Annotated in this window: 1 protein-coding gene; it reads right to left on the bottom strand. The window is 71.2% G+C overall.

Translation table 11 applies throughout. From position 1 onward, the window contains the following. On the bottom strand, positions 1 to 1053 hold a 1053-nt coding region (locus Q8Q85_08675), incomplete at both ends, for a hypothetical protein (GenBank protein MDP3774327.1).

Here is a 1053-nt window from a genome sequence, read left to right as displayed (position 1 = left end):
ACCTCGGCCATGCGCGACATCCACCCGTGCAGCGGCGCGCCGCCCTTGCCGAGCAGGGCTTCGGCGGCGGCGAAGCTCGCCATGCTTTCGTTCCGCAACGCGGTGGGAAGCACAAAGGGCGGAAGGACGGGAAAGCCCTCGCCGAGCATTGCCTTCAGACGGCGAACATGATGCTCGACCGCGTCGTCGTCGGTCGCGAGCGCAGGGATGAAATCATCGGCTAGCGCGATGCAGCGGGCTTCGGCCTGCGCGAGCACCGCAGCGACCTGCTGCGCCTGTTCCACGAGCGCTTCGACGCCGTCGGTCGCCACCACCGCGTCGCGGGCACCGGACGCGTTGGCGCGGTCGAGCGCCTTGGCGAGCGCCGATGCGCTCGGGTTCGCGGCGCCGAGTGCATCATCGAGCGCCGCGCGCGCGGCAGCCTGTGCGGCGGCGACCTTGTCGGCGCGATTTTCGATGATCGCGGGATCGGCGCCCGACGGTGCCTCGGTTCCCGGCGGGGCGATGTCGAGCGCGTTGGCGGGGCGATGGCGGTTGATCACGGTGCGGATGCGCGCCAGCAGTGCTTCGAGTGCGGCGAGGCCGTTTTTGGCGTCCGTCGCGGGATCGGGCAGCAGGTGGAGTTCGGCGTTGGCGTCGCGTTCGGTGTCGCTGACCTGTTCGGCGAACAGTGCCGCGAGCTTTTGCTGCAAGCCGCTCGGCCGGTCGTTGCTGCCCGGTTCGGACAGGATCGCGAGAGAGATCGGCGACCAGTCGAACGCGCCGAGCCGCACCGGATCGAGCGGCCGGGTGCCGTCGCCGGGGATCACGAGGTTCGCGGCGAAGCCCCAGCGCTTCGGCTGACCCAGCAGCCGGGCAATCCAAGCGTTGAGGAAGGGTTCGGCGATCGCGCGACTGTCGACCGGGAAATCGGCCCAGTCGGCGCCGGGTTCCTGTACCGAAAGCAGCGTTCCGGCGCGCTGGGCGAAGGCGCGGCCCGAGCGCGGGGTGCGGATGACCTCGGGCTCGACCGGGCGGTTCTGGCGGTCCATGCCGCCGAGCGCGGCCGAGGCG

This window comes from Gemmatimonadales bacterium (assembly GCA_030697825.1).
In the GTDB taxonomy this organism is placed as follows: Bacteria; Gemmatimonadota; Gemmatimonadetes; order Gemmatimonadales; family JACORV01; genus JACORV01.
The sequence above is the reverse complement of the archived record's forward strand: the minus strand, read 5'-3'. Positions and strand labels throughout refer to the sequence as shown.